The organism is Cryobacterium sp. AP27, assembly GCF_056680495.1.
Map to the genome: position 1 here is coordinate 2,745,646 of NZ_CM155285.1, position 25,502 is coordinate 2,771,147.

General features: G+C 68.8%; 27 protein-coding genes and 1 pseudogene. 12 read left to right on the forward strand and 16 right to left on the reverse strand.

The genetic code is table 11. The annotated features are described in order from the left end of the window. Window positions 1-44: 44 nt before the first annotated feature. Entirely contained in the window at window positions 45-803 is a 759-nt protein-coding gene (gene modA, locus AC1MB9_RS12920; protein WP_479962348.1) for a molybdate ABC transporter substrate-binding protein, read from the reverse strand. Next, entirely contained in the window at window positions 800-1,201 is a 402-nt protein-coding gene (locus AC1MB9_RS12925; RefSeq protein WP_479962349.1) for a TOBE domain-containing protein, read from the reverse strand. The genes modA and AC1MB9_RS12925 overlap by 4 nt, the downstream gene beginning before the upstream one ends. A 231-nt stretch (window positions 1,202-1,432) precedes the next feature. On the opposite strand from AC1MB9_RS12925, the gene AC1MB9_RS12930 reads away from it, so the two are divergent. The 6 genes from AC1MB9_RS12930 to AC1MB9_RS12955 all read left to right on the forward strand — a co-directional run bounded on the left by AC1MB9_RS12930 (window position 1,433) and on the right by AC1MB9_RS12955 (window position 6,039). Next, on the forward strand, window positions 1,433-2,650 hold the full coding sequence (locus AC1MB9_RS12930; protein WP_479962350.1) for a ThiF family adenylyltransferase: 1,218 nt from the start codon (window positions 1,433-1,435) through the stop codon (window positions 2,648-2,650). 3 nt (window positions 2,651-2,653) lie between these two features. Beyond that, window positions 2,654-4,105, forward strand: a complete 1,452-nt coding sequence (locus AC1MB9_RS12935; protein WP_479962351.1) for a molybdopterin molybdotransferase MoeA — start codon at window positions 2,654-2,656, stop codon at window positions 4,103-4,105. Further along, window positions 4,102-4,614: a cyclic pyranopterin monophosphate synthase MoaC gene (gene moaC / locus AC1MB9_RS12940; RefSeq protein ID WP_479962352.1), complete on the forward strand. Its 513-nt coding sequence runs from the start codon at window positions 4,102-4,104 to the stop codon at window positions 4,612-4,614. The genes AC1MB9_RS12935 and moaC overlap by 4 nt, the downstream gene beginning before the upstream one ends. Window positions 4,615-4,880: 266 nt before the next feature. Further along, entirely contained in the window at window positions 4,881-5,528 is a 648-nt protein-coding gene (gene mobA, locus AC1MB9_RS12945; protein WP_479962353.1) for a molybdenum cofactor guanylyltransferase, read from the forward strand. Continuing rightward, a complete protein-coding gene (locus AC1MB9_RS12950) occupies window positions 5,525-5,800 on the forward strand; it encodes a DUF6457 domain-containing protein (protein WP_479962354.1) in 276 nt (91 codons plus the stop codon). The genes mobA and AC1MB9_RS12950 overlap by 4 nt, the downstream gene beginning before the upstream one ends. After that, window positions 5,800-6,039, forward strand: coding sequence for a MoaD/ThiS family protein (locus tag AC1MB9_RS12955; RefSeq protein WP_479962355.1), 240 nt, complete (start codon window positions 5,800-5,802; stop codon window positions 6,037-6,039). Before AC1MB9_RS12950 ends, AC1MB9_RS12955 begins: the two co-directional genes overlap by 1 nt. Before the next feature lie 252 nt (window positions 6,040-6,291). Here the strand turns inward: AC1MB9_RS12955 and AC1MB9_RS12960 are convergent. The 3 genes and pseudogenes from AC1MB9_RS12960 to AC1MB9_RS12970 all read right to left on the reverse strand — a co-directional run bounded on the left by AC1MB9_RS12960 (window position 6,292) and on the right by AC1MB9_RS12970 (window position 8,379). Further along, a pseudogene (locus AC1MB9_RS12960) lies at window positions 6,292-7,312 on the reverse strand (DUF72 domain-containing protein). Window positions 7,313-7,405: 93 nt separating this feature from the next. Continuing rightward, window positions 7,406-7,864 carry a molybdenum cofactor biosynthesis protein MoaE gene (locus AC1MB9_RS12965; protein ID WP_479962356.1) on the reverse strand — a complete coding sequence of 153 codons (459 nt, stop codon included), beginning with the start codon at window positions 7,862-7,864 and terminating at the stop codon, window positions 7,406-7,408. Beyond that, a complete protein-coding gene (locus AC1MB9_RS12970) occupies window positions 7,864-8,379 on the reverse strand; it encodes a MogA/MoaB family molybdenum cofactor biosynthesis protein (RefSeq protein WP_479962357.1) in 516 nt (171 codons plus the stop codon). Before AC1MB9_RS12970 ends, AC1MB9_RS12965 begins: the two co-directional genes overlap by 1 nt. Window positions 8,380-8,823: 444 nt before the next feature. Between AC1MB9_RS12970 and AC1MB9_RS12975 the strand changes: the two genes are divergently transcribed. Continuing rightward, window positions 8,824-9,012, forward strand: a complete 189-nt coding sequence (locus AC1MB9_RS12975; RefSeq protein WP_479962358.1) for a hypothetical protein — start codon at window positions 8,824-8,826, stop codon at window positions 9,010-9,012. Further along, window positions 9,005-9,421, forward strand: coding sequence for a hypothetical protein (locus tag AC1MB9_RS12980; RefSeq protein ID WP_479962359.1), 417 nt, complete (start codon window positions 9,005-9,007; stop codon window positions 9,419-9,421). The genes AC1MB9_RS12975 and AC1MB9_RS12980 overlap by 8 nt, the downstream gene beginning before the upstream one ends. Window positions 9,422-9,483: 62 nt before the next feature. Here the strand turns inward: AC1MB9_RS12980 and AC1MB9_RS12985 are convergent, their stop codons facing one another. The 6 genes from AC1MB9_RS12985 to AC1MB9_RS13010 form a co-directional block, all read right to left on the reverse strand. Beyond that, complete coding sequence (locus AC1MB9_RS12985; RefSeq protein WP_479962360.1) at window positions 9,484-11,442, reverse strand: acyl-CoA dehydrogenase family protein; 1,959 nt, start codon at window positions 11,440-11,442, stop codon at window positions 9,484-9,486. A 125-nt stretch (window positions 11,443-11,567) separates the two neighbouring features. After that, window positions 11,568-11,792: a putative acetyltransferase gene (locus AC1MB9_RS12990; protein ID WP_479962361.1), complete on the reverse strand. Its 225-nt coding sequence runs from the start codon at window positions 11,790-11,792 to the stop codon at window positions 11,568-11,570. A gap of 34 nt (window positions 11,793-11,826) precedes the next feature. Next, a complete protein-coding gene (locus AC1MB9_RS12995; RefSeq protein ID WP_479962362.1) occupies window positions 11,827-12,327 on the reverse strand; it encodes a DUF427 domain-containing protein in 501 nt (166 codons plus the stop codon). A gap of 91 nt (window positions 12,328-12,418) precedes the next feature. Next, a complete protein-coding gene (locus AC1MB9_RS13000; protein ID WP_479962363.1) occupies window positions 12,419-13,936 on the reverse strand; it encodes a M20/M25/M40 family metallo-hydrolase in 1,518 nt (505 codons plus the stop codon). 164 nt (window positions 13,937-14,100) lie between these two features. Further along, on the reverse strand, window positions 14,101-14,799 hold the full coding sequence (locus AC1MB9_RS13005; RefSeq protein ID WP_479962364.1) for a potassium channel family protein: 699 nt from the start codon (window positions 14,797-14,799) through the stop codon (window positions 14,101-14,103). Beyond that, window positions 14,792-16,108 carry a TrkH family potassium uptake protein gene (locus AC1MB9_RS13010; RefSeq protein WP_479962365.1) on the reverse strand — a complete coding sequence of 439 codons (1,317 nt, stop codon included), beginning with the start codon at window positions 16,106-16,108 and terminating at the stop codon, window positions 14,792-14,794. Before AC1MB9_RS13010 ends, AC1MB9_RS13005 begins: the two co-directional genes overlap by 8 nt. Window positions 16,109-16,475: 367 nt before the next feature. Between AC1MB9_RS13010 and AC1MB9_RS13015 the strand changes: the two genes are divergently transcribed. Both AC1MB9_RS13015 and AC1MB9_RS13020 read left to right on the forward strand, forming a co-directional pair. Then, window positions 16,476-17,045, forward strand: coding sequence for a hypothetical protein (locus AC1MB9_RS13015; RefSeq protein WP_479962366.1), 570 nt, complete (start codon window positions 16,476-16,478; stop codon window positions 17,043-17,045). Between the two features lie 204 nt (window positions 17,046-17,249). Continuing rightward, entirely contained in the window at window positions 17,250-17,831 is a 582-nt protein-coding gene (locus AC1MB9_RS13020) for a hypothetical protein (RefSeq protein ID WP_479962367.1), read from the forward strand. Here the strand turns inward: AC1MB9_RS13020 and AC1MB9_RS13025 are convergent. The 4 genes from AC1MB9_RS13025 to AC1MB9_RS13040 all read right to left on the reverse strand — a co-directional run bounded on the left by AC1MB9_RS13025 (window position 17,818) and on the right by AC1MB9_RS13040 (window position 22,058). Beyond that, window positions 17,818-18,612 (reverse strand): hypothetical protein, encoded by a 795-nt coding sequence (locus AC1MB9_RS13025; RefSeq protein WP_479962368.1) that lies wholly within the window; start codon window positions 18,610-18,612, stop codon window positions 17,818-17,820. The two genes, AC1MB9_RS13020 and AC1MB9_RS13025, sit on opposite strands and share 14 nt — an antisense overlap. A gap of 75 nt (window positions 18,613-18,687) precedes the next feature. Then, the gene (locus AC1MB9_RS13030) at window positions 18,688-19,374 is read right to left on the reverse strand and encodes a phosphatase PAP2 family protein (RefSeq protein WP_479962369.1); all 687 of its coding nucleotides are present in this window, start codon (window positions 19,372-19,374) and stop codon (window positions 18,688-18,690) included. A 37-nt stretch (window positions 19,375-19,411) separates the two neighbouring features. Next, window positions 19,412-20,599 carry a multidrug effflux MFS transporter gene (locus AC1MB9_RS13035; RefSeq protein WP_479964646.1) on the reverse strand — a complete coding sequence of 396 codons (1,188 nt, stop codon included), beginning with the start codon at window positions 20,597-20,599 and terminating at the stop codon, window positions 19,412-19,414. Between the two features lie 289 nt (window positions 20,600-20,888). Then, window positions 20,889-22,058, reverse strand: coding sequence for an ROK family protein (locus AC1MB9_RS13040; protein ID WP_479962370.1), 1,170 nt, complete (start codon window positions 22,056-22,058; stop codon window positions 20,889-20,891). Between the two features lie 159 nt (window positions 22,059-22,217). Between AC1MB9_RS13040 and AC1MB9_RS13045 the strand changes: the two genes are divergently transcribed. Both AC1MB9_RS13045 and AC1MB9_RS13050 read left to right on the forward strand, forming a co-directional pair. Continuing rightward, on the forward strand, window positions 22,218-23,222 hold the full coding sequence (locus AC1MB9_RS13045) for an aldo/keto reductase family protein (RefSeq protein WP_479962371.1): 1,005 nt from the start codon (window positions 22,218-22,220) through the stop codon (window positions 23,220-23,222). 153 nt (window positions 23,223-23,375) lie between these two features. Continuing rightward, window positions 23,376-24,221 (forward strand): NAD-dependent epimerase/dehydratase family protein, encoded by an 846-nt coding sequence (locus tag AC1MB9_RS13050; RefSeq protein WP_479962372.1) that lies wholly within the window; start codon window positions 23,376-23,378, stop codon window positions 24,219-24,221. Here AC1MB9_RS13050 and AC1MB9_RS13055 read toward each other — a convergent pair. Beyond that, a complete protein-coding gene (locus AC1MB9_RS13055) occupies window positions 24,218-25,291 on the reverse strand; it encodes a LacI family DNA-binding transcriptional regulator (RefSeq protein ID WP_479962373.1) in 1,074 nt (357 codons plus the stop codon). The two genes, AC1MB9_RS13050 and AC1MB9_RS13055, sit on opposite strands and share 4 nt — an antisense overlap. Between the last annotated feature and the right edge of the window lie 211 nt (window positions 25,292-25,502).

The window sequence follows — 25,502 nt, forward strand, 5'->3', positions numbered from 1 at the left end:
GGATGCGGCCGCCGGCTTCGGGTGCGGGAACGCCGCCCGCGTCGTCAGGGGGCGCCAAAACCGGCCGCCTTCAGGATCTCGCGTGCGGCCGGCCCGATGACATACTGCGTGAACGAGGCGGCCACGGCCGGGTTGGTCGAAGCGGCCAGCGGGGCGATCGGATAGGTGTTCACCGCTCCGGTCGACTCGGGGAACGGAACACCCTGCACGCTCGCGCCCGCCGACCGCACGTCGGTGACGTAGACGAGGCCGGCATCCGCTTCGCCCGAACTCACCTTGCCGAGTACGTCGGTGACGGATGATTCCTCGCTGACCGGTGTGAGGGTGACGCCGGTGTTCGCCTCGAGGGTGGCGGTGGCCGCGCCGCACGGTACTCGTGGGGCGCAGACGACCGTTTTCACCCCGGGCCGGGCGAGGTCGGCGAACGACGAGATGCCGGCCGGGTTCCCCGGCGGAACGGCAATGCTGAGCGTGTTGCTGGCGAAGTCGACGGGGCGGTCGGCGAGGTCGGTAGCAATGAGCTTGGCCATATTAGCTGTGTCGGCCGAGGCGAAGACGTCGGCGGGAGCGCCCTCGGTGATTTGCGTGACGAGGTCGGCCGACCCGGCGAAGTTCAGGGCGATGGTGGTGCCGGGATGTTCCGACTCGTAGGCGGCCGCGATCTGCGTGAACGGCGCGGTGAGGGAGGCGGCCGCAAAGACGGTGATCTGCCGGCCCGAATTCGCCGCCGTTGGCGTGCAGGCGGCGAGAGCGAGGAGCAGTGCCGCGGCGACAATGACCGGCACCGCGCGCGGCGTGGTCATAGGCGACCCGGCGTTTCGACGATCACGTTGGTGGCCTTGATCACGGCGACGCTGAGCGAGCCGACCTCGAGCCCGAGCTCGCGCACGGCCTCGCTCGACATGAGCGAAACCACGCGATGCGGACCGCACTGCAGTTCGACCTGTGCCATGACGGTGTCCATCGTGATGGCGGTGACGATGCCGACGAAGCGGTTGCGGGCGCTGCGGCCGACGGTGGACGGATCGGCCGGCGTACTCGCCTGCTCTGCCGCGAAGGCGGCGAGCTGGGCGCCGTCGATGGCGAGGCGCCCGGCGGAGTCGGCTGCGGCATCCAGTCGCCCGGTGTCAACCCAGCGCCGCACGGTGTCGTCGCTCACTCCGAGCAGCTCGGCCGCCTCGCTGATCCGATAATGCGTCATGAAGAGAAGATTATCACCGCAGATGCGCCTTTCACCAGGTTTGTCGCCGCCCGTCTCCCGGGCTCGTGTTGCTAGTTCAGGAGATTCGCTCGCGACCGGCCTGTCCACCGCACTGCTTCGGGGCAGCGGATGCCGCCCGGCGACGGTTCTCCTGAAGTAGGGACAGCACCAGCGCGAGACCACGGGACGGGACGGTCGCACGCGCCGCCGGGAACGCCTAGCCTTAAGAACATGGCTATTCCCCCTCTCGTCGAGCCCGTCGACCGGCCGCTCAGTGCCGCCGAAACCGTTCGCACCGCGCGGCAGCGCCGCCTCCCCCAGCTCAATGAGCTCGGACAGCGCCGACTGGCCAACGCCCGCGTTCTCGTGCTCGGCGCGGGCGGGCTCGGCTCCCCCGCCCTGTTGTATCTGGCCGCGGCCGGCGTCGGCACAATCGGAATCGTCGACGACGACGACGTGGAACCGAGCAACCTGCAGCGCCAGATCGTGCACGGCGTCACGGATGTCGGCCGGCCCAAGGTGGCCAGCGCCGCCGAGGCGATCGCCCGCATCGCCCCGGACACCACCGTGATCCAGCACAGCGAACGACTCGTCGCCGCGAACGCCGCCGCCATCCTCGGCGGCTACGACGTGATCATCGACGGCACCGACAACTTTCCGACACGGTTTCTGGTGAACGACACCTGCGCGGCGCTCGGGCTCCCCCTCGTGTGGGCATCCGTTCTGCGTTTCGACGCCCAGCTCACCGTATTCTGGGCCACCCCGCCCGCCGGCAGCGGCGTCACCGGCGTGCACCTGCGCGACCTGTTCCCCCGCCCGCCCGCCGAGGGCGAGGTGCCCAACTGCGCCGACGCCGGGGTGCTCGGCGCGCTGTGCGGCCAGGTCGGCTCGCTCATGGCGACCGAGACGATCAAACTCATCACCGGCATCGGCTCCCCCCTGATCGGACGGGTGCTCGTGATCGATGCTCTCTCCGGGCGCTTCAGCGAGGTTCCACTCGTGGGCACCGGGATTGCCGCCGCTCCCCTTCCCGGGGAAGCCAGTGGCCCCGAGGCAAGCGGTGCACCGGAGATCTCGACGCTGGAGCTGGTGGCCCGGCTCGCCGCCCGTTCTGCCGGCCTCGACAACTTCGTCGTCGTCGATGTGCGCGAGCCCAGCGAACATGCCGAATCGGCCATTCCGGATGCTCGACTGCTGCCGCTCGACCGCCTGCTGACCGCGGAGGGCCAGGACTCACTCCCCCGCGATCTGCCCCTCGTGGTGCACTGCCATGCCGGAACGCGCGCCAACCGCGCCGCGATCGCGCTGCTCGCTGCCGGGTTCACGGATGTGAGCGTGCTCACCGGGGGGATCGTGGGCTGGAACACAGCCGTCGCCGCGGGCCAGGCCCCCGGAACCGGCGTGACCGCGGCCGGGCCTGCCGCCGTCGCGCCGGCGAACGCGCAGTAGCTCGTGACTGATTCCCCGCTCCTTCAGGGCAATCCCGGCCCCCCGTCCGGCACGCCCGAGCATGAGCGCGACGCGGCGGCGGATGCGTGCGCGCCGGCCGCATCCGCTCGCAGCGTGGCCGAACACCTGGCCGTCGTGCTCGCCGAATGCCACCCGATGCCGCCGACCCGGGTGTCGCTCGACGAGGTGCGTGGCCTGGTGCTCGCCGAAGACATCCTGAGCGCCACGGCAACGCCTCCCTTCGACAATTCGGCGATGGACGGCTACGCGGTGCGTCGTGCCGACGTGGTGCAGGCGAGCGTCACGAACCCGATCACGCTGCCCGTGATCGCCGACCTCGCCGCCGGAACCGCTGAGAATCCATTCATCGAAGCCGGACAGTGCGCGCGCATCATGACCGGTGCGCCGGTGCCCGATGGGGCGGATGCGATTGTTCCGATCGAAGGCACCGACCAGGGGACCGAGAGAGTCACCATCACCGTGGCCCCGCAGGAACACGCGCACATTCGACGCGCCGGCGAAGACGCGCATGCCGGCGACACCGTGCTGCGCGCGGGCGCGGCACTCTGGCCCACCCGGATCGCCGCGGCGGCGAGCGCCGGAACGTCTGTCGTGCTTGCATACCCGGCGCCGCGCGTCGCCGTGATCTCCACCGGAAGTGAACTCGTCACGCCAGGCGATGCCACCCGTCGTGGGCAGATTCCCGACTCGAACTCCTTTCTGCTGGCCACGGCCGTCGCCGAGGCCGGCGGCATCCCTATTCGCGTCGGCGCAGTTCCCGACGACGAGCGCACGCTGCGCGAACTCCTGACCTCACTGGCCGAAACAGTAGATGCGATCGTGCTGTCCGGCGGCGTGAGCGTGGGCGCCTACGACGTGGTGAAGGCCGTCCTGGCCCCGCTGGACACCATGCGCTTCGGACCGGTGAAGATGCAGCCGGGCAAGCCGCAGGGCTTCGGCCGCTGGCCGACGCCCGCCAACCCCAACCCCGGCACCGGCTACGGCGAGGCCAACGGCGTCGACGTCTACGGCGATGACGGTGCACTCAACCACGACGACGAATCGAACGACGATGAGGTGGCATCGCCCGCGAGCCCGGGGCGTCCCGGCCCGGTCATCTTCGCGCTGCCCGGCAACCCGGTGAGCGCCTACGTGTCGTTCGAAGTCTTCGTGCGCCCGGCCCTGCGCCGGATGCTCGGGCACACCGATGTGCAGCGTCCCACCATCACCGCAACCGTCGACCAGGGCTGGCGCTCGCCTCCCGGACGCGCGCAGTACATGCCCGTGATCATCGACCGCGACGGCGAACGCGCCCGCGTGCGCCCGGCCGCGGCCGGCGGATCCGGTTCACACCTCGTGGCCGGGCTCGGTCAGGCCACCGGACTGGCGATCGTGCCCGAAGAGACGACGGAGATTAGCGGCGGTGACCTCGTGACTGTCATGCTGACATCATGAACCCTGCCGCCGACACGACGCCGTCCGCGGCCTCCCAGCCGTTCACCCACCTGGATGCCACGGGCCAGGCCCGCATGGTCGACGTCACCGACAAGACACCCACCGTGCGCAGTGCCACGGCCGCCGGTTTCGTGCGCTGTGGCGCGAAGGTGATCGCCGCGCTCCGCGACGGCACGACGCCCAAGGGGGACGTGCTCGCCGTCGCCCGCATCGCCGGAATTCAGGGCGCCAAGAAGACCGCCGACCTGCTGCCGCTCGCGCATGTGATCGGGGTGCACGGCGCCGTCGTCGACCTGGTTGTGGGCGACACCGGCGTGAGCATCACGGCCACCGTGCGCACCGCCGACCGCACGGGCGTCGAAATGGAGGCCCTCACCGCGGTATCCGTCGCCGGCCTTGCCGTGGTCGACATGGTCAAGGGCCTCGACAAATCCGTCACCATCGAGAACGTGCGCCTGCTCGCCAAAACCGGCGGCAAGTCGGGCGACTGGCACCGCGCAGGCGAGTAGCGGATGCCCGCGCTCCCGCCGCCGTACCGCGCCGCACGACCTCGTCGGGCGGGCCAGGCGGGCTATGCGGTCCCAGCGGGGCACGCAGTCCAGGCGGGCCGCACGGTCCCAGCGGGCCTCACGGTCCCAGCGGGGCAGGCAGTCCCGGCGGGCCGGTCGGGCCGCACGGGGCAGGCAAGCCGGGGCCCGGCGGGCATCCGGAATCACCCCATTGCCTGGGGTGACGCGGTCTCGGCCACGCTCCGGCGCCCACCCGGGACCCGCTCGTGAACGCCGCGCCCACCGTTGACCTGATCGTACTCGCGGGCGGACGGGGCAGCCGACTCGGCGGCGCGGTGAAGCCAGCCGTCGAGGTCGGCGGCCGAACTCTGCTGTCCCGGGTGCTCGACGCGCGCGCCTTCGTGCGACACGTGGTCGTCGTGGGGCCCGCAGTTGCGGAGTCGGCGGCGGGCGACACTCCCGCGATCTGGGCGCTCGAGGATCCTCCCTTCGGCGGCCCCGTTGCTGGCATCGCGGCCGGCCTCGACGCCCTCGACCCCACCGATCCGCCTGCCTGGCTCCTCGTTCTTGCCTGCGACCTGCCATGGGCAGCGGATGCCGCGCGCACACTCATCGCCGCCCTCGCCGACCCGACGCTCCCATCCGACGTGCAGGGCCTACATCTCATCGACGCTGACGGCCGGGCCCAGTGGCTCACCGCGGCGTATCGGTACGACGCGCTGCGGTCGGCCGTGCAACGCCTCGGCGCCCGCACGCGAGGGGGCAGCATGCGCGAGCTCGTGGGTTCGCTCGCGCTCCGGGGCATCCTCGATGAAACCGGGGCGGCAATCGATGTCGACACGTGGCAGGATGTGTCGGACAGCGCCGCGCGGTTGAGCAGCGCGACCGACACCGCACGGAGGACCGCAGAATGACGACACCCGCCCCACTGGCCCCGGAGGCCCTCGACGACTGGCTCGTGGCCCTCGCCGAGAAGCTCGGGCTCGACCCGGCCGATGTGCCCACCGCCTCGTTGCTCGACGTGGCCCGTGACGTGGCGCACAATGTGGCCCGCCCGGCCGCCCCGCTCAGCACGTTCCTGGTGGGACTCGCGGCCGCGCGCAGCGGCGGCAGTCGCGAGGACATCGCGGAGGCGTGTGCCTCGGCGACCGAGCTCGCCTTGTCGTGGACACCGGACCGGCTCTGATGGCGACCATACGATTCTTCGCCGGAGCCGCGGAGGCCGCCGCCACCGAAGGCGCCACCGTAGCCGCCGCCACGATCGGGGGGCTGCGGGCTCGGCTCGTGGAGCGGTACGGCCCCGACTTCGCCCGGGTGCTCGGCCTCTGTTCCCTTCTCGTCAACGGCGTCCGGGCGACGGATGACGCAGCGCCGCTCGCGGAGACCGACTCCGTCGACGTTTTGCCCCCCTTCGCCGGCGGCTGACACCCGTCCCGCGCGCCGCGCCGCCGCGCCGCCGGCGCCGCGACTCCGCCAACGCCGACACGCATCCGCCCGGCCCCTGTTCCTAGTTCAGGAGATCCGCCCGGCGCCGCACCAACCACCCCCGGATTCACGCGACAGCCTGCCGCGCGGGCCGCCGATCTCCTGAAGTAGGGACATCCGCGGCCCCCACCACCGACCGCATCCGCCCGGCCTCCCGCTCCGCGTCCGTCGACAACCGCGGGGCCTACGGTTTCAAGCTGATGCCGCCGACGCTGCCCGGCGGCATCGACGATTTCGTCGAGCACGTCCTTCCGGTGCTGCAACGACGCGGCGTCTTCCGCCGCGAGTACCCCGGAGCACCCTGCACTCCCACCTCGGGCTGGCCCGGTCGGCCTCCCCGGTCTGGGCAGAGCCGGGCGGGACGGAGCCGGGCCGGGCATCCCGTGACTGAGCTGTCCGCGGAGATACTCGGCCGAACCCCGGCGGAGCCAACCCGGCCGGGGCAGAGTTCGGCGGTCGGGAATGCACGTGGGCGCGCGTGTCCACGTGCGGCGCCCTCGACCTCGGCGTGCTTGGCGGGGGGCGCTGATCACGGCCGCGGCGCAGGGTCAGGGCGTTCCGCACGGCGTTGCCGCCACTGTCGTTGTTGAAGTAGACGAACACGTCCGTGCCACCGCGGTCCCATTCCCGGATGCGATCCGCCCACCAGAGCAGGTCCGCATCCGAATACGATCCGCCGTACAGATACTCGTGATCGGGTCCGTGCAGCCGCACGTAGACGAACGGGGCGGTCACGCGCAACACGCAGGGCAGGCCCGCGCCGCTCATGACGCAATAGGCGGCGCCATGGCGTTGCAGATTGTCGAACACGGCCTCGTCGTGCCAGCTCTCGTGCCGAAGTTCCACGGCGACGGGGATCCACACCGGCAGCGCGCCCCAAGCGGGGTGAAGCTGCACCAACAGAATCGCGCGCTTGTCGCCCAGCTCGTGCCAGCCGGCGGCGATGCGCTCGATCCACGCCTCGGGCGCGAATCTTGCCATGAGTCAGGCCACGCGGCGCCTTGACGGTGAGCAGAAAGCCGTCGGGCAGGCGTCGGCGCCACCCGGCGAACGTTGACGGACGGGGCCAGCGATAGAAGCTCGCGTTGAGTTCGACGGTGCGAAACCGGGACGCGTAGGCCGACAGCCGGTCCCGGGCGACGAGTCCCTCCGGATAGAGCACACCGTTCCAGTGGTCGTAACACCAGCCCGACGTGCCGATGTTGATTCCCACGAAGAACTCCTCGACACAGTCCGCGGGTGGTCGCGTCCTGTCGGCGACACCGTAGCACCGCCCCGGCGCCCGTCGCCGACCCGGGACAGGGCCCTAGACCAGGCCCACCCACGAGGTGGCGCCATCGATTTCGTGCTGCTTCTTCCAGATGGGAACTTCGGCCTTCACCGTCTCCACAAGATCCTCACAGGCCGCGAACGCCACGGCCCGGTGGGCGCTGGCCGCGGCGGCGACGAGCGCCAGGTCACCCACGTCGAGGCGGCCGATCCGGTGGCTGACCGCCAGATTCACCAGCGGATGCTTCGCGCGCATTCGCTCGGCGATCTCGCCGATGATGCGCCCCGCGTCGGGGTGCGCGCTGTACTCCAGCCCAATCACGCGATTGACGGCGTCGGGGTCATGATCGCGTACCTGACCGATGAACGTCACCACGGCGCCGCAGGCGTTTGTGGCAACCGCGGCAACGTGCTCGCTCACGTCGAGCGGGGCATCCGTCACCCGGGCGAAGCCGTCAGCGGCCGCCTGGTGCGGCGTTGGTTGGGTGCCGGTCATCAGTGATCGCCGCCGTCCAGTTGGTCGAGAATGTGACGCACGAGCGGGGCGACGAGGGCGACGCCGTCGCGCACCCCGCCGGTCGATCCGGGAAGGTTGACGATGAGCGCGCCGGCGTTGCCGGCCGAATCGGCCACGCCTGACAGGCCGCGAGACAGCACCGCGGTGGGAATGGTGGCGGCGCTCTGCGCGCGCAATTGCTCGGCGATGCCGGGCAGCGCCGTGCGGAGTAACGGCCGGGTGCCTTCGGGGGTGAGATCGCGGGCGCTCACGCCGGTGCCGCCGCTCGTGATCACGAGGCGGGCACCGTCGGCGAGCGCCGCCGCAATCGCACCGGTGACGCTCGCGACGCCGTCGGGCACCACGCGGGCGGGGCCGCACGGAATGCCATTGTCGCCGAGGGCGGCAACGGCCGTCGGGCCGGAGCGGTCGGGCCGGTCACCGCGTGCGCAGCGATCGGAGACGGTGATGACAACGGCGTGCACGTCGACCTCGCGTTGGGGCTGTTTTTTCACCGTCCCAGAGTACCAACCTGCCCCGGCAGCCCCGTGCCCGGTTCGCGGCGGCCCGCTCGACGGTGCCTGGTTCAGGAGATCCGCGATGCGAGCCCGGGGCATCCGTTGCCCTGTCACGACACGGATGCCGCGGCGCGGCGCTTCTCCTGAAGTAGCGACCAGGCGAGCCGGAGGGTGGGCGGTGGACGGTGGACGGTGGGCGGTGGGCGGTGGGCGGTGGGCGGTGGTTCGCGCACGGATTCGCCTTTCCCTGTGAAGTCAACCGCTAGAAAAAAAAATCCTGGGGAGAGACATTGAAGGGGTAAGGCCGTCTACCCCCAGTTCAGTAGGCATCAGCATCCGCTCGCACGCCGTCGGGATCACCTCAGCACGACGTGCGAAGGCGCCCGACCGTGAGCCAGGGACGGCCCAGGTTCGACCAGAAATTCAAGGTAAGGAGTCACCGTGCGCAATGCATTCTTCGGCGAGACCGGCATGATCGTGAGCGTTCCCGAGCGCCGCCGCGAGCCCGACGCCGCGACCGTCCGCACCGCTGCGGTGTCCGCCACACCGGAACGGCGCGGGCGCGACCCCCGCGTAACCGCCCGCGAGCCGCAGGGCTCCCGCGGAGGCGGCGAGGCCTCCAGTGCGTAACCCTGGCACGCGAACGGCGACCGTTGTTCCTTCGGGTGCCCCGGCACGGGTCACCGACGCCCGGCCCCGTTTCGCCAGTGGTTTAGGGGCCGCCGCGTCGAATCGGTGGCCGGGAGCCACCCACTATCCGCTTTCCGAGGCACCGGTCGCGCTTCCGCCCGTTGTTGTCGGCACGCAGCGCCACCCGGCACGGCAACGCCGCCACGCGCCGGCGACCGAGACGGTGGTCATCGTGCACCGGGGCCGGGAATTCGTCGTCAAGCGGATCATGGCGGACCTGTTCCTGAAGCAGGCCAGACGAGTCGTCACGGCGCACGGTTCCGAGCTGGTGCCGCTCGCCCACCGCGGCGGCGTGGACCTGCTGTTCATTACGCACACGACCCCCTTGGGCGTTCACGGACTGTCCTGACGGCGCCGGTCCCTACCCGAGGGTTCGACGCCGCCCGGCCGTGTCGACTGCGGCCGGGGAACTCAGCGATAGCGGCGGCGCATGTTGGGGTGCATCGATGCTCCGGGTGGCGTCGCCGCAATCCATGGTCCGGTGCCCTCCGAGGCGTCGATGACGCCGCTCTCCAGACCCACGAAGTCCCCCTCGAGCACTCGCCCGGCGAGGGCCACGTCGGAACGATCCGAGTTGTGACTGAGGTCACGAAAGAGTTGCTCGACGCGCACCCGCGACTGCTCACAGAACGCGTCCGCGAGCCGGTAGGCGGCCTCTCGCTCGTCGGGTGCGGCAGACCAGATCGTCGCGACGCGGGTGCAGCAGGCCGACATGGCGAACAATTCGGCGCCGATGTCCACGATCCGGCCGAGCATCGCCTGACGTTTCTCGAGCCCGGCCTGGTATCGGCCCATCGCGTAGAACGTGCGCCGGGCCAGGGCGCGCGACTGCCGCTCCACGTACCGCAGGTGCCGGGCCAGTCGGCCGAACTCACTGTAGGAGCCCGGCAGGGTTCCCCGGCCCACCACGAGTTGCGGCAGCCAGCGCGCATAAAATCCGCTCGCCTTGCCTGCGGCCCGCGCCTTCGCGCCGAGGCTCGCGTCGGCGGAGGCGAGATCGCCCGCGGCCGTCAAATGGGCGTCCACCGCCTCCCGGGCGATCAGCAGCCGCATGATCTCCGACGAACCCTCGAAGATGCGATTGATGCGCAGGTCCCGAAAAAGCTGTTCGGCCGGGACCGCGCGCTCGCCTCGCGCGGCGAGGGAATCCGCCGTTTCGAAGCCACGGCCCCCGCGTATCTGCACCAGTTCGTCGGCGATCCGGCAGCCCATCTCACTCGACCACAGCTTGGCGAGGGCCGCTTCGATGCGGATGTCTTTCAGTCCGGCGTCGGCGAGCGCGGCAGAGAGCTCGAACACGGCCTCGAGAGCGAAGGTGGACGCGGCCACGAAGGCGAGCTTGGTGGCCACGGCCTCGTGCCTGCCCACCGGCTGCCCCCACTGCACCCGCTCCGCCGACCATTCCCTGGCGATTTTGAGCGCGAGTTTACCGCCGCCGGCGCAGATCGCCGGGATGGACAACCGCCCCGTGTTCAGGGTGGTGAGGGCGATCTTGAGGCCCTGCCCCTCGCGGCCGAGGCGCTGCGCCACCGGGACCCGCACGTCGTGGAAACGCGTCACCCCGTTTTCGATGCCCTTGAGCCCCATGAAGGTGTTGCGATTCTCCACCGTGATGCCCGGGGCATCCGCTTCCAGCACGAAGGCGCTGATGCCGCCGCGCCCGCCCTCGTGCGGCGGGACGGCGGCCATCACCACGAGAAGTTCGGCGATGACACCGTTCGTCGTCCACAGCTTCACGCCGTTGAGCAGGTACTCGGTGCCGTCCTCACTCAGCGTGGCGGTGCAGTGCATGCGGGCCGGATCGGATCCGACGTCGGGTTCGGTGAGCAGGAACGCCGAGATCGCCCCGGTGGCGCAGCGCGGCAGGTATTCGCGCTTCTGTTCGGGCGTACCGAACATGTGCACGGGCTCTGGCACGCCGATCGACTGATGCGCCGAGACGAGCGCGTCGATGCTCGGGTGCACCGACCCGAGCAGCATGAGCGCCCGGCCGTAGTAGACCAGCGGAAGGCCGAGGCCCCCGTATTCCTCGGGAATCTTGATACCGAACACCCCGAGCTCGGTGAATCCCGCGATGTACTCGTCGGGGATTCGGTCCTCACGCTCAATCCGCCCGCCGTCGAGGGTTTCGCAGTAGGCGGTCAATTCGGCCAGAAACCGGTCGCCGCGCGCCGCGACGGCGGGCGCCGGCTCGGGGACCGAGTGAATAAGCGATACGTCAAAGGCGCCGAGGTAGAGGCCTTTCGCGAAACTCGGTCTGGTCCACTCCGTTTCCCGGGCCGCCTCGGCAACGGCCCGCGCCTTCCGTGCACCGTCCGCACCGGCCGGCTCGGCCCCGCTCGCCGTCTTCTCGCCCGTGTTGGTGCTCATCAGAACGCCTCCTCCGCGAACGCGCCCATGCGCCGCTTGGTTGCCCCGATGGTACCCGGGACAGGCCTTGTCCGCTGGGCGTCGCGGCGGCAAAACAGCAACGGGTGCCGACTGCCGTGCGCGGCTCAGGCCAGGGGTCGCCGGCCCCTCGGCGACGGCGCCGGCGGAACCTCTTTCGCGGCCACGACATCGGCAAGGTCAAGCGTCACGAGTCCGCGTTTCGTCTCGACCCGGCAGGATGCCGCGTCGACGAACCGCAGGTAACCGAGGGCATCCGTGTAGCCGCCGTCGATGCGGGTGCGAACGACCACGCGGGTGCCGAGCTCTGCGCCGACAAGAAAGTCGCTCATGCTTCGAGCGTACGCCGCCGCGACGGCCGTCGCGCTACCAACCCCAGGTGCCGTCGGCGCCCTTGAACGGGCCGACGATCCTGGTGGTGATCCAGCCGCCGTAGAAGTCGCCCTCCTGGGCGGTGACGGTTTCACCGTTCACCGTGCAGCGATCCATCGAACCCGGGTAGACAGCGATGCGGCCCTCGAGGTCCTCGAACCCGGCCGTCGGCGCCGCGTAGAACCACGCGGCCCGGTCGACGCGTCCCACGCTCAGATAGCTCGCGGCGCCCTTGAACTCGCACATCGTCTGCCCGGCGGAGGGCCGCAGCACGCCAGGGGCGAAGTCACCCCGCGGCAGGTAGTACACCGGCGGATGGCTCGTCTCCAGCACGCGCACGGCATTGGTCGTGTCGAGAATGCGCCGACCATCGAGGTCGATGGTGACCCGTTCGCTGAGGCGTTCAACGCGGGGAGGACGCGGATAATCCCACACGGATTCCTGCCCGGGGCCGGGCTTCACCCGGGCTTTCGCTGGCTGCTGACGGGAGCTCATTCCACGATGCTAACCCGCGCGGCGGCATCCGTCATCCGGCCCGGCCGCTGCGCGAACGCGGCGACCGGGCCGGACCTGGACCTGTTGCCGGCTACCGCACCAGCGAGCTGCCCTTGTAGTCGAACGCGGTGTCGGGAACGGACTGGGTCTCGCGGGCCGCCATGCGGCTGCCGTCCTCGAAGAAGCCGGACGAGCTGCGGGCCAGGGTCATCACCGCGTGCACGGCGGCGTCGCCCAACTCGTCAATCGCCTTCGTGTTGAGGTTCGTGATCGAGTCGCACGCCTGGTGGTAGCAGGCGTCGTAGGCCGCACCGGCGGTTCCGCCGTACGTCACGGCTTCCTCGGGCGTTTTCACGCCCTCGGCACCGCTGAACAGCCCACCGGCCGGAATGCCGGCGGCGATGAACGGTCCGTAGTCGGACCGGCCGTCGAATGCCGTCGGCTCAGTGGCGAGCCCCTGCCGGGCGAAGTAGTCCGTGAAGATCGATTCGATCTGCGCCGAGCCGGGAGGGCCTGCCGGGGCTCCTTCGGCCGCCGAGCCGTCACCGTCGTACACGAAGCGCACGTAGTTGGGCGAGGCGAGCATGTCGAAGTTGAGGTTGGCGTAGATCTTGGCCAGATCCGCGTCGCTCGCCGTCTCCACGTAGTTCTCCGACCCGAGCAGCCCCAGTTCTTCGGCGCCCCAGAAGGCGAACCGCACCTGTTGCCTGGGCCGAATGTTGAGCTTCGACATTTGGATGGCGGTCTCCAGGATGGTGGCGGTGCCGCTACCGTTGTCGTTGATGCCGGCCCCCGCGAGCACCGAGTCCAGGTGCGCGCCCACCACGATGACCTTGTCCTTGTTCCCCTTGCGGGTGTCGGCGATGATGTTCTTGGTCGTGCGTGTTTCGGCGATCACCTCGGTGCTCACCGCCATGGTCGTCGGCCCGGCCTGTGCGGCGTCGTACAGTGCCACCCCGTCGGCGTAGCTGAGTCCCACGACCGGCACGGTTGCCGGGGCGCCGAGTGTTCCCACGATTAGGTCGGTGCGGCCCGGATTGCCCTCGTTGAAGATGATCACGGCGTCGTACCCGGCCGCGACCGCGTTCGCCACCTTGTCGGCGAAGGCGCAGGTGCCGCGCTGGATCAGCGCGATCTGGGGTTCGGTGGCCGAGGCCGGCACGAAGTCTGTCGCCGCGCAGCCGGCGGCGGAGCTCGGGGCCGGTGTGGCCGGGATCACCGTGTTGGCGGCGGCCACAAGGTCGCCGACCACATCGCCGCTGCCGGAGTAGGTGAAGGTCTCCGTCTCGTAGTCCTGCGGAGCGGGCGATACCTGACTCAGGGCCGCGGGTGTGACCTCCTGGTAGAACTCGAAGTCGAAGGGCTGCTCGGTCACCTTGTAGCCGGCCTTGACGAGGCGGTCCTTCACATAGGCCGCGGATGCCTCATAGCCCGGAGTGCCCGCCGCGCGCGTGCCATCGTTCCGGTTCGCAATGCGTTGCAGGACACGTTCGTGCTGCAGGATGCCGTTCACGGTTACCGCGTGCCGCAGCTTGTTGGTATTGACCTCGTCGATTGCCGCGGTCGCAGAGATGGGAACCGCCAGGCTCCCCACCACCAATGCCGCCACGAGCAAAGTTCTTCTTCGCACAATGCCTCCCGATTCGAGTGGGACGCCGGCCGCCCGGTCGGGCAGCCGCGCTTTCCCGAATCGAACATCTACCCCTATTCGGGTCCCGGGTCAGGCACCTGGGCATCGTGACCAAATCGTGACCTTTGACCCCCGTACGGGGCTCACCGCAATCGACTGAATGCCTCCACCCGTTCGGATTGACCGGCGATCAGGATGACGTCGCCGTCGATGATGACCGTGTCGAGCTTCGTGTAGCTCCAGCCGACGCCCTCCCGGTGAAAGGCGGTCACCGTGACGCCGTGGGTGGCGCGTATCCGGGCCTCGCCGAGCGGCACCCCGATCAGCAGCGCCGGCGGGGTGGTCTTGACCAGGGCGAAATTCTCGCCGATTTCGATGTAGTCCTGCATGGCGCCGCGCACGAGGTGGGCGACACGTTTGCCCATGTCCTTTTCCGGGTAGATCACGTGGTGCACCCCGAGCTGAGTCAGGATCTCACCGTGCGGATCACTCACCGCCTTGGCCCAGATGTTGGCCAGTCCCAGTTTGAGCAGGAGAGACGAGGTGAGAATGTTCGCCTGGATGTCGCCGCCGATGGCCACGACCACGCTGCTGAACTCGGGAACCGACAGCTCGCGCAGGGTCGCTTCCCGGGTGGCGTCGGCACGAACGACGTGCGTGAGCAGACTGTTGTGCGCCTGCACAATGTCTTCGTCACCGTCGATGCCGAGAACCTCGGTGCCACCACGCATGAGTTCGAGCGCGAGCGCGCTGCCGAACCGGCCGAGGCCGATGACGACGACAGAGTCCGCGTCGGCGATGCGCGACCGGTCACGACGTCCGAACAGGGAGTATTTAGCCAATGATCGGCCTTTCCTTCGGGTATTCATAGGTGGAGCGGCGATCGCGCAGGGCGAGGGCCGATGCGAAGGTGATGGGGCCGAGACGGCCGATGAACATCAGAACGATGAGGATCACCTGGCCGGCGGGCGGCAGGCCGGCGGTGATGCCGGTGGACATTCCCACGGTGGCGAAGGCGGAGATGGCCTCGAACATGAGCGCGTCCATGGTGATGTCGGTCATCAGCATGAGACTGGCCGTTGCGGCAACGATCACGGCGACCGCCAGCAGCACGATGCTGATCGCCTGCCGGTGCACCGCGCGCGAGAGTCGCTTGCCGAAGACATTCACCGCCACCTCGCCGCGCACCTCCGTCCACAGGATGAAGAACAGCACGGCGAAGGTCGTGATCTTGATTCCGCCGGCGGTGCCGGCCGGACCGCCGCCGATGAGCATGAGCACGTCCATGCCGAGCAGGCTCGCGGAATCCATCTGGCCGATGTCGACACTGTTGAAGCCGGCGGTGCGTGTCTGCACCGATTGGAAGAACCCGGTGAGAATCTTGCCCGGCCAGTCCATCGGGCCGAGCGTGTTCGGATTGTTCCACTCCACGGCCGTGAGGTAGACGGATCCGAGCACGAGCAGGGTGATGGTTCCGACCACGACGATGCGCGTGTTCATGGTCCATTTAAGCGGGTGGCGCAGGTGCCGGCGCAGCTGCACGATGACGGGGAAGCCGAGTCCGCCGAGGATGACCGCTCCACAGATGGGCAGGCCGATCCACGGGTCGGTGGCGTACGACATGATGCTGTCGCTGAACAGGGCGAAGCCGGCGTTGTTGAAGCTGGATACCGCGTGGAAAACCCCCAGCCAGGCGGCACGCCCGAACGGCTCGCCGTACCCCGTGGCGAAGCGCAGCGTGAGCATCACGGCCACGATGGTTTCGATGACGAGGGAGATGGCGACGACGCCGCGCACGAGCCCCTTGACGTCTTCGAGACCCACGCTCTTCACCTCGGCGGCGGCGTTGATGCGGGAGCGCAGGGAGAGCTTACGCACGACGGCGAGTCCGACCACGGAGGCGAACGTCATGATGCCGAGGCCGCCCACCTGAATGAGCGCGAGAATCACGACTTGCCCGAACGTTGTCCAGTACGTGCTGGTGTCCACCACGGTGAGCCCGGTCACGCACACGGCCGAGGTCGCGGTGAAGATCGCTTCCAGAAACGTCGCGCTGCCGGGGCCCAGGCGAGCATTGGGCAGCATCAGAAGTGCTGTGCCCACCAGGATGGTGAAGGCGAAGGCGGATGCGACCACCTGCGCGGGGTGCAACCGGCGCCTCCCCTGGGGGAGATTTCCGACCTGCCTGCGGTCGTGACGCGTCGCCGGTGAGTGCACTCGATCACTCTACGCGGCACCCCGCGCCCACGTCGGTGCGGTGGGGAGGGGAATCCGGCGGGGTTGCCAGCCGTTTATCAGGTTCGGCGTCCGTTCACCGCGGATGCATGTGGTGGCAGCGATCGCGGGCCGCGGAAGCGCGCGCCGGACGGCATCCGCCGACCGAATGGGCACGATGCGCCGGCACCCGACCAAACCCCTGGGCGGAGGGCTCCGGACCATTGCCGTGCCCCGGATGACTACCCGGGACGTGTGGCCCGGAAAGCGGGCCGAGCAAAAGAACAACAATTTAGGAGTTCTCATGAACACGATCACCAAGCGCATTGCCGTATTCGGAGCAACCGGAGCCGCCGCCGGCGCTCTCATCATCGGCGGGGTCATCGCCCCGGCCCAGGCCGACACTCTCGACCGTGCCGCCAACACCACGAGCACCGTGTCGGACAGCTCGTCGACGCAGCAGCACACCGACCTCATCAACGACCTGTTCAACGGGGCGACCGGCAACGGGGTTCTGGGCAACGATGTAGCCGACGGCGGCGTGGCCAACGGCGGGCTCGTCAACGGCGGCATTGCAAACGGCTCGCTCAACCCGTCCGTCTCCGACGTGGCCTCCGGCACCGAGCTGGGCAACGGCAACGCCGTCGCCTCGGGCAACGACACCGCCGTTGATGCGCCCGTCACAGCACCCGTAGACGCTCCCGTCACCGCTCCGGTAGATGCGCCCGTCACCGCTCCTGCCGCAAACGGCACCTCGACCGACCTCGGCGGGGTCGATACCGGAAGCATCGACGGCGAGGTCAACGACCTCGTTGACAGCACCGTGGGCGACGCGCTCGACGGCATCGACCTCGGTGGAATCCTCGGGCGCTAGCCGCGCGGCCACACGCGACAGCGGAGCGTGACGAATGGGCGATTCCCTCCCCGGGGATCGCCCCTTCGTCGTCGCTGTCACACCCAGGATCCCATCACGCCCCCTGATGTGGTGCCACCTAAACGAAGGTCTGCGCACGAAGGGATTTGTGGGGCATACTCGTTGTACACGTCCAAGTCGATGGACGAACGTCATGGGGGCGAAGTGAATCGGGACATTGTACTGCGGCCCCACAGGCGCATCGTTCGTGAGACGTTTCTGGTTTTTCTCGCCTTCTGCGCGCCGGCATTCACCGTTCTCTACTGGTTGAACGCTCCGAATGGAGCCTGGCTCCCCGTGCTCATCGCGCAGGTCGTCGTGACCCTCGCGTACGTGCTGAGCATGGTCGCCGCCCGCCGAGTCATGATTCGCGTGGACGCGACCGGCATCTCCGAGCGCGGATTCCTTCGCCGTTACGTGACATTCCCGCACGCAACCCTCGGCCGGGTCGTGCTGCTCAACCTTTATGCCAGCGGCTCCCTCGACACGAACCAACAGCTCTTCGTGACAGACGCCGACGGCAAGCTGCTCGTGCGGATGCGCGGACAGTTCTGGTCGGACACGGATATGGCGCTCTTGGCCGACATCCTGGAGGTGCCCGTGGTGCGCGTGCCGGAGCCGGTCACGCTCGCCGATCTCAACCGACTGCGACCGGAACTGCTCTACTGGTTTGAGCGTCGGATGACTCTGCCGCCCAGTGGGCGCACGCTTCCCGCCACCGATTCCAGCGACGTCACGGCCCGTTGACGGGCTCCGCGGCGTCCATGGTCAGTATGTAGTTGTTCTCCCCGTCGACCTCGGGACGCAGGCCACGGGCCATGGCCCCCGTGAACAGGCGCCGCGAGTCGGCGCGCAGGCGCCTGGCCGCTTCGGGGTCCGTCGCCCGCAGTTCTTCGAAATCCACGTTGAGCGCGAGTCGTTCCGTCCCGGTCCACGCGGGCGGCGGGTGGCCGTTCAGCGCCCGCTGCACCCGTGCGGATTCAAGGCGCCAGCGAACCTCGAACCGGTCGCTCTGATCGCTCCCGGTGATGGCATCGTCGAGCCGGCCGTAGAAATCAGGCAGAAACAGCGTCGCCTCGGCGCCGAGCTTCACGAGGTTGAAGTGCGCGTTGCGCCGGATGAGCGGGTCGAAGGTCCACCGCATCTCGGTGACGCCCTGCTCGAGGCAGACGGCGCGTTGGAAGAGTTTCAGCGCATACCCGACGCCGTGGCTGCGGCGCCACGGCACGACGGCCGCCATGTGCGAATGCAGGTGCAACCCGCCGGTCCAGCCGAGGAATCCGAGCGCGGCCCCCACGGGCCTGCCGTCGCCGAGAGCGACGAGAATCGTGTTGCCCGCGTAGTCCAGGGCGAGCAGCATCGACCGGTCCGGCCCGCGCCCTGCACCCCAGGTGCGGTCGAAGAGACCGCGCACGCCGGTGATGTCCGGAGGGTCTGCGGCGCGCACCACGACCCCGGCGGCCCGCGCCGCGGCATCCGCCTGTCGAAACGCCTCCGCGGTGAGATCTGGCGTCGTGTCTGCCGTCATGCAAAAAGTAGACCACGAAAACTACCCAGATGGGCCTCTGACGAGCAGATTACGGCGGCGACGCGACGCTACCGATCACTGTGCAACCGGACGCCGCCCCGCCAGGTGTCGTTCGCCGTCGAGCTTCGCGGCCAGCGGGGCCCACACGACCACGGCCACACCCAGACCGATCAACAGGCCACCGATCGTGTCGGTGAGCCAGTGCGCACCGAGGTAGGTGCGGCTGAGCAGCATGATGACCGTGTAGGCCACCCCCGCGGCCCAGACCCAGACCCGCGGAAACAGGACCGCGAGCACCATGGCCATGGTGGCCGCGTTGGCGACGTGACCGGACGGAAACGACCCGAAATCGCTGGTCACGAGGATCTCAAGCGGGCGTGCGCGGCCGAAGAGTTGCTTGAGCAGTTGCACGATCCCCGCGCTCACGATCGTGGCCGCAAGAAAATACCCCGCCGCCCACGGACGTTTGAGAATGAGCAGCACGGTCGCGAGGAGCACGGGCACCACAATGACACCGATCACACCCCCGCCGAGAGCGTTCATGAACAGCGCGGGGACGTCCCAGAACGTCGCCCGGTGTTCGATGATCTCTTCCATCCACTCGGCATCAATCTCGGGCACACCACTCGAGCGAACCACGGCGAGGAAGCCGAGCCCGGCGGCGAGAGCGAGGGCGAGGGCGCCGCTGATCAGGGGCCAACGCCGGGCGATTCTTCGGGCCCCCGGCGTCGCCGCACGTTCCGGTGCCGCTGGAGTAGTCATGGCGCCATCGTAAACCAGGCGGGTGCCGCTCCCCGGTTCAGTGCTCGAGGGCCGGCACGCGCCGGGGCCGCACGATGAGCCAGAGGGAGAGGATGCCCAGCACCGCGGTCGTCGCCATCACGGCCGACATCGGCACGGCGGTGCCCACACCGAGCAGCCCCACGATCGGCGAGATGAGACCGGCGACGCCGAAGTTGGCGGCACCGAGCAACGAGGCGGCGGTCCCCGCCTCACGTCCGTGCCCGTTGAGCGCGATCACCTGAACGCTCGGCAGGGTGAAGCCGCAGGCGGCGATGAAGAACCAGAGCGGCACGACGGTGCCCCAGAGTCCGGCGCCGGCGAGGTCGAGCAGCATGATCGCGACGGCGGTGATGAGCAGAACAACGGTCGACACGGACAGAATCCACTGCGGACCCACGTTCAGCCGGTGCATGAGCCGGGCGCTCAGCTGAACGCCGGTGACGATGCCGAGGGAGTTCACCGCGAAGAGCAGACCGTACTGTTGGGCGCTCAGGTCGTAGACCTGCTGAAAGAGGAACGGCGATGCCGACAGGTACGAGAACAGCCCGGTGAACGTCATGGCCCCGATGATGGCGACCCCCACGAACGTACGGTCGCCGAGCACCGCGCGGTAGCGCTTCGCGAGGGTGTTGTGCCCGCGCGCGTGTCGTTCACCGGCCGGGAGCGTCTCCACGATGAAGAACGCCACCGCAAGGATCACCAGGGTGCCGTAGGAGGCGAGCACCCAAAAGATTCCGCGCCACGGCATCACCAGGAGCAATTGCGAGCCGATGACCGGGGCGAGAACAGGCGCGAGGCCGCTCACCAGGGCCAGTCGGGAGAGCATGCGCACGAGCGGCTTGCCGCCGAAGAGGTCCCGCACCATGGCGAGCGCGACAACGGCGCCGGCCGCGGCGCCGAAGCCCTGCAGCACGCGGAACACCCCGAGCCACGCGATGTCGGTCGAGAGCGCGGCGCCCACGCAGGCCAGGATATGGAACCCGGTGGCGAGCATGAGCGGCAGTCGGCGGCCCACCTTGTCACTCCACGGCCCCACAACGAGCTGCCCGAACCCGAACCCGATCATGGTCCCGGTGAGCGTCAGCTGAATGGCCGCGGCCGACACCCCGAGATCACTCTCGAGGGTGGGGAAGGCGGGCAGGTAGAGGTCGATGGTGAACGGTCCGAGCGCGGTGAGCGCCCCGAGGATCAGCACGTAGACCATCCGTTGGCGTCGGCTGAGGGCGTCGCCCGGGTGGCGACCGGTGGAGCGGAGTTGTGCGGCGCTAACCACAGGAATGGCGGCGGTAGTCACGTGACGGGCTTCCTCGGAGTCGATGCGGACGGTGTCGATGTGCGAGCCGATGGTGCGCACGGGTGCTGGAGACGGCGTTCGGGCGTCGAGTCGCAAGCGAGACGGTCGGCAGCGAAAACCGCACTCTCTTCAGAGACAAGCCCGCCGGGGCCGTTCCTATTCCCGCGAACCCTGAACCGCGGCGAAGTGGCCGACGGCGTCAGGACGGCCCCACGCCGCTCGGGTCGTCAAGCAGCCCCTCGAACGCGAGCTCGGCCGCGCCGATCATGAGCAGGTTGGAGCCCAGCTCGGCGGCGCTGACCTGCACGCATCCGAACGAGGCAGAGAGCGTTCTCGCCGCCACGGCGGCGCGCAGCCGATCGGGGTCGACGGCGAACAGGGCGGAGAGAAACCCGCCGAGCACGACCGACTGCGGGTTGAGGATATTGATCGCGCCGGCCAGAGCCACCGCGAGAAAGTCCAACTGCCGGTTGACCTCGTCGCGTACCTGATCCGAGTCGGAGGCGAGCAGGGCCTGCTCCAGTTCATCGGGATCGGCGTTGTGCAGCCCGAGCACCGCGAGCAGTTCCTGCCGGGTCACCTCGGCTTCGAGGGTGCCGGTGAGTCCGGCGGAATCGGTGCGGGCCCCGCTGCTGACCCTGGTGTGGCCGAACTCGCCCGCGAAGCCGGCGATGCCGCCGGCCGGGCCGCCGCCGATGATCATGCCGCCGCCGATGCCGCTCGCGCCGCCGTTGAGGTAGATCAGGTCGGTCATGCCCTTGCCCGCGCCGAAGTACTGTTCGGCGAGCGCGCCGAGGCTGGCATCGTTGGCGGCGAAGACCGGGAACCCGGTCGCCTGCTCCAGCATTTCTTTGAACGGTTCGTCGGTCCATTCGAGGTGCGGGGCGAGGCGCACGAGACCGTCCTGGGCGCGGACCAGACCGGGAACGGCGACGCCGATCGCGACCACCCGGAACCGGGTCTCCAGTTCGCCGCGCATCCCGTCGATCACGGCAGTGGCGATGTTCACCGCCTCCGTCGCGCTGGGCGAGCGTTCGGTCGGGTAGCGGATGCGCCGGTGCACCGTGCCGTCGAGGCCGATGATTCCGATGGTGACGGCGTCGATCTCCGGATTCACAGCCAGCGCCACGACCCGCTCGGCGCAGAACACCACCGGGCTGGGCCGTCCGACCTGGTTGGTGGAATCCGGGTCGCGTTCGCCGGCGAGGCCGAGTTGGCCGAGCTCGCCGACCAGAGCCGCGATCGTGGACCGGTTCAGTCCGGTCAACCGGGTCAGCTGCGCGCGGGAGGTGGGCCCGTTTCGGTGGATGATGCGCAGAATCGTCGACAGGTTGTGCCGACGCACATCGTCATGGTTGCTGCCCTGCACAGTGTTTCCGTTCCACTCGTCAGGTTTCAGGTTACCGCGTCGACTCCCTCCGCCACTCGGGCCCGGATCACCGCCCGCCGCAGCCGGACGCCCGCCGGGATGTGTTAGGTTGCCTTGGGCAACAAACCAGCAGCGCCGCCGAGAGACAGGACACCCCTCATGGAATTTCGTTATCTGGGAAACAGCGGACTGAAAGTTTCCGCACTCACCTACGGCAACTGGCTGACGCACGGCTCGCAGGTGGAGAACGACACCGCCGCGCTGTGCGTGCGCGCCGCACTCGACGCCGGCATCACCACGTTTGACACCGCGGACACGTATGCGAACACCGTGGCCGAGAGCGTGCTCGGCGAAGCCCTCAAGGGCGAGCGCCGCCAGTCGCTCGAGATCTTCACCAAGGTGTACTTCCCGACCGGTCCCAAGGGCCACAACGACACCGGACTCAGCCGCAAGCACATCTTCGAGTCGATCGACGGTTCGCTCAGCCGCCTGCAGACCGACTACGTCGATCTGTACCAGGCGCACCGCTACGACCCGGAAACACCGTTGGAAGAGACCATGCAGGCCTTCGCCGACGTCGTGCGCCAGGGCAAGGCACTGTACATCGGCGTCAGCGAGTGGAACGCGGAGCAACTCCGCGCGGGCCACGCGCTCGCCCGCGAGCTCGGCATTCAACTTGTGTCGAACCAACCGCAATACTCCATGCTGTGGCGCGTGATCGACGCGGAGGTCGTGCCGGCATCCGTTGAGCTGGGCGTGTCACAGATCGTGTGGTCCCCCGTGGCTCAGGGCGTGCTCACCGGAAAATACCTGCCGGGCCAGCCGCCGATGGCGGGTAGCCGCGCAGCGGATGCCCGGGGCGGTGCCGACATGATCTCCCGCTGGATGAGCGACGAGGTCCTGACGAGCGTGCAGCGCCTGCAACCGATCGCGGACGGCGTGGGGCTCACCATGGCCCAGCTGGCGCTCGCCTGGGTGTTGCAGAACCAGAATGTGGCCTCGGCGATCATGGGGGCGTCTCGCCCGGAGCAGATCGTCGACAATGTGAAGGCCGTCGGCGTCACGCTCGAACCCGCCGTCATGGCGCAGATCGACGACGTGACCCGGGCGCTGGCCGAGGTCGACCCGCGCAAGACCACGTCTCCCGAGACCCGGCTGTCCTAGTCGCGCCGGGACTTCCGCTCCCCGCGTCCCCCTCCTCCCGCGCGCAAAACCGGTGTTTCTGAGACACGCCGAGTTCCGACGTCGGGAATGACGGCGTGTCGGGACATTTCCCGGTTTTGCGCAATCCCCCTTCGACCCAAACCAGGAGTACAGATGAGAATTGCAGTCACCGGCGGTAGCGGCAAGCTCGGACGCAGCGTTGTCGCGCGGCTCACGAGCCAAGGCCACGCCGTTACGAACCTCGATATGTCGGGCGAACGCGGCTCGGGCTTCACGAAGATCGACCTCACCGACTACGGCCAGGTCGTCGATGTGATGTTCGGCATCAACGACCGCACCGACGGCTTCGACGCGGTCGTGCACCTCGGAGCCATCCCGGCGCCCGGCCTGCACGCGGACGCAGCCACGTTCCACAACAACATGCTGTCCACCTACAACGTGTTCCAGGCCGCGCGCCGAGCGGGGATCAAGCGCATCGTCTACGCCTCAAGCGAGACGGTCCTGGGCCTGCCGTTCGACATCGACCCGCCGTACATCCCGGTTGACGAGGAGTACCCGGCCCGGCCGGAGAGCACCTACTCTCTCGTGAAGCACCTTGAAGAGCAGATGGCGATCGAACTCGTGCGCTGGGATCCGACACTCAGCATCACGGCACTGCGCTTCTCCAACGTGATGGACCCGGAGGACTACGCCGCGTTCGGTGCCTTTGATGCCGATGCCACCCTGCGCAAGTGGAACCTGTGGGGCTACATCGACGGCCGGGACGGAGCGCAAGCGGTGGCGCGGGCGCTCGAGACGGCCGGTCCCGGCTTTGAGACGTTCATCATCGCGGCGGCGGACACCGTGATGACCCGCTCGTCGGCCGGCCTCGCCGCGGAGGTATTTCCGAACGTGCCCGTGGTGAAGGACGTGACGGAGCACGAGACGCTGCTGTCGATCGACAAGGCGCGGCGCCTGCTCGGCTTCGCGCCGGAGCACAGTTGGCGCGACCAGGCCTAGCCGATCGGCGCCCGCGGGCCCGCTCCGGCCACCGGGGCGGGCCCGGCGGGAGGCGCCGTTGATTCCCGCACGATCAGCTTCGTCTCCAACTCGATGTGGTTGGCGTCGATCCGGTCGCCACGGGACAGTCTCAGCACCGAGCGCAGCGCTGCCGCTCCCATCTCGAAGAGGGGTTGCGCGACGGAGGTGAGGCGCGGCACCGCGAGCTCGCCGTTGTTGGTGCCGTCGAAGCCCACGACGCTGAGGTCCCGGGGCACCCGAATCCCCCGACGATGCGCCTCGGCGAGCACGCCCAGGGCGATGCTGTCGCTCGCGGCGAAGATCGCGGTCGGGGCGAGGCCCACGCCCATGAGTGAGTCCAGCCCGGCGACCCCCGTCGCCGTAGTGAAGTCTCCCGATCGAACGAGCCCATTCTCGGCCTCGATGCCGGCATCGGCGAGGGCGGCGTGATAGCCGTGCAGGCGCGCCCGGCTGCACGCGGCATCCTCCGGTCCGCCGAGGAACGCGATGCGACGATGGCCGAGCTCGATCAGATGCCGAGTAGCCGACCGACCACCGGCCCAGTTCGTCGCCCCAATGGTCGGAACATCGTCCTGGGTAGAACTGAGCGGGTCGATGAGCACGACCGAGATCCCACAGGCAGCGAAGGAGTCAAGCTGCGTCTGGCCGATGTCGCTCGTCACGAGAATCAGACCCCGCCGATCGGCCGCACTCAGTCGTCTGGCCCATGCTGCGCTGTCCGTGTCCGCCAATTGCTTGGGGCTCACCGTGCTGATGACGATCTCCACCTGCTCGATGCTCGCGAGGGCGACGATGCCGCGCATCACCTCGATCGAATACGCGGAGTTGAGCTTGTCGATCACGAGGTCGACCAGGGCGGGGCTGTAGGACTTCGCCCGGCGTCGCTGCGGGGATTCGTAGCCGAGGGCGTCGATCGACTTTTCGACCAGTGCGCGTGTGGTCGCGGAGACATCGTCCCGGCCGTTCACGACTTTCGAGGCTGTCGGGACGGAGACGCCCGCGGCATCCGCTATCTGCCGGAGGGTGATCCGACGCACTTTGGTGACCATGCCTGACATGCTAGTCGGCTTCGAAACTTTTCGGAAACACTTGTGGCCGATTTGTTGCTTGACGCGCGTTATTCGGGTGGCTAGTGTGAACTCACCAAGCAAAAACTTGCGAAAGTTTTCGCTCACACTGTGTTCAACCACTGCGATTTTGGGCTGCTTCGACGATGAAGCGGTGCGTTGACGACCTCACCTCTCCGGTGGCCATTGCAGG

Coding starts and splice junctions, on each gene's coding strand:
- modA (WP_479962348.1), bottom strand. CDS start 803: ATGACCACGCCGCGCGCGGTGCCGGTCATTGTCGCCGCGGCACTGCTC.
- AC1MB9_RS12925 (WP_479962349.1), bottom strand. CDS start 1,201: ATGACGCATTATCGGATCAGCGAGGCGGCCGAGCTGCTCGGAGTGAGC.
- AC1MB9_RS12930 (WP_479962350.1), top strand. CDS start 1,433: ATGGCTATTCCCCCTCTCGTCGAGCCCGTCGACCGGCCGCTCAGTGCC.
- moaC (WP_479962352.1), top strand. CDS start 4,102: ATGAACCCTGCCGCCGACACGACGCCGTCCGCGGCCTCCCAGCCGTTC.
- AC1MB9_RS12950 (WP_479962354.1), top strand. CDS start 5,525: ATGACGACACCCGCCCCACTGGCCCCGGAGGCCCTCGACGACTGGCTC.
- AC1MB9_RS12955 (WP_479962355.1), top strand. CDS start 5,800: ATGGCGACCATACGATTCTTCGCCGGAGCCGCGGAGGCCGCCGCCACC.
- AC1MB9_RS12965 (WP_479962356.1), bottom strand. CDS start 7,864: ATGACCGGCACCCAACCAACGCCGCACCAGGCGGCCGCTGACGGCTTC.
- AC1MB9_RS12985 (WP_479962360.1), bottom strand. CDS start 11,442: ATGAGCACCAACACGGGCGAGAAGACGGCGAGCGGGGCCGAGCCGGCC.
- AC1MB9_RS12990 (WP_479962361.1), bottom strand. CDS start 11,792: ATGAGCGACTTTCTTGTCGGCGCAGAGCTCGGCACCCGCGTGGTCGTT.
- AC1MB9_RS12995 (WP_479962362.1), bottom strand. CDS start 12,327: ATGAGCTCCCGTCAGCAGCCAGCGAAAGCCCGGGTGAAGCCCGGCCCC.
- AC1MB9_RS13015 (WP_479962366.1), top strand. CDS start 16,476: ATGAACACGATCACCAAGCGCATTGCCGTATTCGGAGCAACCGGAGCC.
- AC1MB9_RS13025 (WP_479962368.1), bottom strand. CDS start 18,612: ATGACGGCAGACACGACGCCAGATCTCACCGCGGAGGCGTTTCGACAG.
- AC1MB9_RS13030 (WP_479962369.1), bottom strand. CDS start 19,374: ATGACTACTCCAGCGGCACCGGAACGTGCGGCGACGCCGGGGGCCCGA.
- AC1MB9_RS13035 (WP_479964646.1), bottom strand. CDS start 20,599: ATGGTCTACGTGCTGATCCTCGGGGCGCTCACCGCGCTCGGACCGTTC.
- AC1MB9_RS13045 (WP_479962371.1), top strand. CDS start 22,218: ATGGAATTTCGTTATCTGGGAAACAGCGGACTGAAAGTTTCCGCACTC.
- AC1MB9_RS13050 (WP_479962372.1), top strand. CDS start 23,376: ATGAGAATTGCAGTCACCGGCGGTAGCGGCAAGCTCGGACGCAGCGTT.
- AC1MB9_RS13055 (WP_479962373.1), bottom strand. CDS start 25,291: ATGGTCACCAAAGTGCGTCGGATCACCCTCCGGCAGATAGCGGATGCC.